This window comes from Kitasatospora sp. NPDC088783 (assembly GCF_044750705.1).
Lineage (GTDB): Bacteria > Actinomycetota > Actinomycetes > Streptomycetales > Streptomycetaceae > Kitasatospora > Kitasatospora fiedleri.
Map to the genome: position 1 here is coordinate 174,680 of NZ_JBIVKJ010000009.1, position 4,236 is coordinate 178,915.

5 protein-coding genes and 1 pseudogene are annotated in these 4,236 nt (G+C 70.2%); 1 reads left to right on the plus strand and 5 read right to left on the minus strand.

Annotated features, from left to right (window positions below; all coding sequences use genetic code 11):
• Positions 1-257: 257 nt before the first annotated feature.
• The gene (locus tag ACIP60_RS24940; protein WP_400687921.1) at positions 258-530 is read right to left on the minus strand and encodes a hypothetical protein; all 273 of its coding nucleotides are present in this window, start codon (positions 528-530) and stop codon (positions 258-260) included.
• Between ACIP60_RS24940 and ACIP60_RS24945 the strand changes: the two genes are divergently transcribed.
• A complete protein-coding gene (locus tag ACIP60_RS24945; RefSeq protein WP_400687923.1) occupies positions 522-809 on the plus strand; it encodes a hypothetical protein in 288 nt (95 codons plus the stop codon). The genes ACIP60_RS24940 and ACIP60_RS24945 overlap by 9 nt on opposite strands.
• A 53-nt stretch (positions 810-862) precedes the next feature.
• On the opposite strand, the gene ACIP60_RS24950 is transcribed toward ACIP60_RS24945, so the two are convergent.
• The 4 genes and pseudogenes from ACIP60_RS24950 to ACIP60_RS24965 form a co-directional block, all read right to left on the minus strand.
• Positions 863-2,083, minus strand: a complete 1,221-nt coding sequence (locus tag ACIP60_RS24950) for an acetyl-CoA carboxylase biotin carboxylase subunit family protein (protein ID WP_400687925.1) — start codon at positions 2,081-2,083, stop codon at positions 863-865.
• 99 nt (positions 2,084-2,182) lie between these two features.
• The gene (locus ACIP60_RS24955) at positions 2,183-2,677 is read right to left on the minus strand and encodes a hypothetical protein (protein ID WP_400687927.1); all 495 of its coding nucleotides are present in this window, start codon (positions 2,675-2,677) and stop codon (positions 2,183-2,185) included.
• A gap of 101 nt (positions 2,678-2,778) precedes the next feature.
• Positions 2,779-3,579, minus strand: a complete 801-nt coding sequence (locus ACIP60_RS24960) for a hypothetical protein (protein WP_400687929.1) — start codon at positions 3,577-3,579, stop codon at positions 2,779-2,781.
• A 299-nt stretch (positions 3,580-3,878) separates the two neighbouring features.
• A pseudogene (locus tag ACIP60_RS24965) lies at positions 3,879-4,236 on the minus strand (hypothetical protein); the annotation flags it as partial.

Consider the following 4,236-nt stretch of genomic DNA (forward strand, 5'->3'; position numbering starts at 1 on the left):
CCGGTACCTAAAAAACCCCCCCCCCACGGCACCGCCAAAACCCCCCATTGGGGTTAAAATTATTATATCATGCGGGGGGGGGGCCCCCCCCCCCGGGCAGCGGGGGGGGGCGCCCCCCGGGGGGGGGCCCCCACCAACCGTTTCTCCCATTCGCGATCTGACCCGCCACGACACGACGCGCGACCACCCACCGCCGACCGGACCGAATCCCCGTCCCCCGCAGAAGGAGGTCCGCCCTGTTCATCGACGCCCTGCCCTCATCCATTCCGCAGATCCACCGGCGCATCACCCAGGCCGTCATCCGCCAGGCCCTCGGCGCGCTCAATACGCTCCGCGCGCTGATCGATGCCGCCCAGACGGCACTCCTGCGCAGAGACCTCCCCCGCCTTCTGCGCATCGAGCTCGCCCGCCCTGACAACCTGTCGGAACTGCGCTCCGACGCGCCGGCCAGCCGAATCCTCATCGACGGAGAGCTCGATGAGTACTACGGATACTGCCGCTGGAACACCGAGAACTTCACCGTGCACCACGTCGACGGCACGGTCAGCACCGAACTCTTCGTCGAAGAGGGCAGCGCCGCCTACGAGTGCCTGGGGCGCCTGGCATTCCTCAAGCCTCCCGCGCCCGGAGACCGCCTGATCATCCAGGTCGCCCCCGGCGCACCCACGGTGTGCGGCGTGTGCGACAACCTCCGCTGCGCTGCACCCGACAGGGCCACCGGCAATCTCCTGTGCACCTCCTGCGACGGCCCCTTCAAGCTGGTCCACAGCGAACACCGCTGGAGCAAGTGCCCGGCGTTCACGCTGTAGGCCCGGCCGACCAACAGACGCTGCGCCACCCGGTCCGGATCCGGACCGGGCCGTCAGGCAACCATCCGGGCAGCCGCCACGGCAAGCCGATCACGGGCCTGCTCCAGCGAGTCCGCCACGACCACAGCGAAACTGAGACCCTCGGCTTGCTCTGTGGCGGTAGCCGAGCGGCGGGATTCCTGAGGCCCTGCCGGATCACCGAGCAGGAGGTACCTGCGAAGCCACGGCATCCCGATCGGCACCCGCCGCTCACCACCGCGAACGAGTGGTTCGCTTCCAGGACGGAAGATCCGCGCGGCCGCGGCACCGCTGGCAGCTCCCCCGGCGGTCCGCGCCCCGGACCCGCAGGCAACCGCCGCGCTCTCCCTGCCGAGGCTCACCCCCGTGGCCAAGAACACGAGATACGGGCCGAGCCCTGCGGCGACCCGCGAGGTCACCCGCAGAATCTTCGGCCCCCTGCCCGTGAGTACGAGGTCGACGCTGCACAGCGTCCTTCGCAGTCCCAGTGCCCAGACGGCGCGGACTGCCAACGGCGCGAGGTCCTCCAGCAGAGGATCGTCCGCGGAGACACTAAGCTCCATGCAGCGCGCTCGCCCTACGTCGACGGTCCGGTGCCGGGTCAAGGCGATCGCAGCGACTGCCCCTGCCTTGCTGCGGACTGCGACATCCACCGTCACGACCTCCCCCTCCAGACACTGCGAGACCAAGACGCGCCGATCGGTGCCGGGTGTGTCATCCGGGGCCGATGCCAGAAACGCCCACGTCCGCAGGAGCTGCTCCTCGTTGTCGGCCCGCACCGGCCCGTCGACGCTTCCGACCCGCTCCACGAGAACCGGATAGCCGAACCGTGCTGCTGCCGTCCGCGCGAACTCCACGCCGCCCGTGTGCACCGACGCGCGGCACGGCACACCTGCCGCAACCAGGGCAGCAGCGCTCAGCGACCGGTCAAGGGAACGGCCCACCGACTTCGGTGAAGGTCCCGGAAGTCCGAGGCGGCGCGCCACTGCCGCCGCCGCATGCGTGCACTCTTCGTTCCAGGTGGTGATGCCGGCGATCGGGAATCGCGAGCGGAAGGTGGTTACTGCCTCTGCCAGGGCCCGGTCGTCGTGAACGTCGCACCGCATGTGTCCTGCGATGTGCGCCCTCTCCCAGGTGGGCAGCTGGTCGTTGAGGAGGACAACCGGGAGTTCCTGCGCTGCGCCGTGCAGGAGGTTGTCCTGTACGGCGTGCGGCACAGGGCCGAGGACAAGAAGTACGCCGCGGTCAGGTGCCATTGCCGCCTCTCCGAACAACAGGGGGGGGTTGCCCCCGACGGTGTCGGGGGCAACCTGGGATCGTGGTGCATGCCGGGGTTACGCCCGGCGGACGAAGGATCAGTCGAGGCGCAGGACCGGCGAGCCGGGCAGCGAGCCGATGAAGCCCCAGCTGGCCTCGTTGTTGCGGAGACGGGGGGTGAGGTTGCCGCCGCGGCCGCCCGGGATGAGGTTGGAGTCGCCGGTGAACCAGGGCGACACCCAGACGCCGAGAGTGCTGTAGCCGGCGTTCTCGACCGAGGCGGCGTTGTTGCGGACGGCCTGGCCGTAGCCGGCGGAGCCGATGTAGTCGGTCTTCCAGAAGGTCTCGCTGATGGTGCTGTCGTACATGCTGTACCCCATGGTGAACGCGCCAGCGGCGTTGGGGCTGTAGTAGAGGCACATGGTGACGGTGGCCCCGTTGGAGTCCTTGCAACGGACGGGGTTGCTCCAGGTGCTCCAGCCGTTGACGGTCGTGCTCGAAGCGCTGGCCTGACCGACACCGGTCAGGAGGCTGGCCGCGGCGATCGTGCCGACGGCCGCCGAGGTCGCCAGGCGGCGGGTGAGACGGTTCACGATGCTGGTCCCTTCGGTCGGTGCGAGTTGCTTCGGATGGTGGCGGGCACCGTCATGCGCCCTGTGCCCGCCTTGTCTGGGAGCTCGAGCTCTGGGGCTGCTCAGGCAGTCGTGGTCCAGTCGCGGCTGACCAGCTTCTGGAGTTCGGCGCTCTCGGCCTCGAGAGTCGCCTTGACCTTCTGCAGCGCCTCGGCATTGGCGTTGATGGCCTTGTTCTGCAGGTCGGTTTCGGTTGCGAACCAAATCCCGGTGATGTTGGCCTCTGCCTTGCAGGCCACATCGGCGTCCGCCTGGTGGATCTCGTCGGGGCTGGCCGTCGACTCGCTCATCGAGGGGAGGTTCGCCGGTGCCTCCATCGGGTCGGTGAACGAGTAGCCGTGGCGGGCCATACAGGTCGACCAAGCGGCCGCAGCGGCCACCACCCGCTGATCCGCCTTCGCGTCGGACCAGCTCTTCGCCTTGATCTGGGTGACGATTCCTTCTCCGCCGCTGCCGGGCCCCATCGGGCCGCCGTCCGCGCCAGGCAGGAGCCTGTCGAACTCACCGAGGCAGCCCTGCTCGGGAAGCTGCTTGCCATGGAGTTCCGTGACGCGCTCGCCGGTCTTGGGGTCGAGTCCGAGAAGGACGACGCGGGCGTCCTCGGGCAGTTGGTTGATGGCCTGAGGCGACGGTGCGGCGGATGCCGAGTCGCTCTCGTACGGCAGGTGGTAGCCGAACTTGTGGGCCTGTTCCGGATCGGCGACGCCGTACCGGCGGGGCATCATGTCGTAGGTGCTGCCAGCCGTGTCCCAGTTCGCGGGCCTGGCCGGAACAGGGAACTGCTGGCCGTAGCGCTTCATGCACGCCCCGGTGGCGGCCAGGCGGACCCAGTCGAGCTGCGCGGACTGGCGGGACGTCAGCATATATGCCGAGATGGGCAGTTCCCTGCCGCTCGCGCCCGAGGAGAATGTGGGAATCGGGACCGGCTCGGTGGGGGCAGGACCGGGCCGATGCTCGGTGCAGCTCGCGAGGAGCGCCGTCGACGCGATGACGAGTGCCGCCGTGGCCAGCCTGGTGGCGTGCCGGGTCCGGGTGCTGCACCCGGTTTCCGCTCGGGGGGCCCTGGGTCCCGACGTTCGCAGTGCCATGTGCTTCCTCCCTGTCGGGACTGCCAGGGCCGTCAAGGTCAGCCTCGACCTGGCCTGTTGGCTGCTGGATGGGGTCAGGCCGAGGCGTCGGACTCACCGCGCGAGGCGCGGCTGCGGTGGTGGCCGGCGCCGAAGGCGATGGCACCGCCGGCGAGGAGTCCGAGGGCGGTGAGCGCCAGCGGCACGACGTCGCCCGGGCCCGTCGAAGCCAGGGACGCCTGCACGGCCTTGTCGGGGGTGCCGGTCGCCGCGGAGCTGGGCGCCTCGGTGCTGCCGCCCTTGTCGCCGACCGGGGTGACGCCCTTACCGCCACCGGCGGGCGGGGTCGTCTCACCGCCGCCACCGGCGGGCGGGGTCGTCTCACCGCCGCCACCGGCGGGCGGGGTCGTCTCACCGCCGCCACCGGCGGGCGGGGTCGTCTCACCGCCGCCA

Coding starts and splice junctions, on each gene's coding strand:
- ACIP60_RS24950 (WP_400687925.1), bottom strand. CDS start 2,083: ATGGCACCTGACCGCGGCGTACTTCTTGTCCTCGGCCCTGTGCCGCAC.
- ACIP60_RS24960 (WP_400687929.1), bottom strand. CDS start 3,579: ATGCTGACGTCCCGCCAGTCCGCGCAGCTCGACTGGGTCCGCCTGGCC.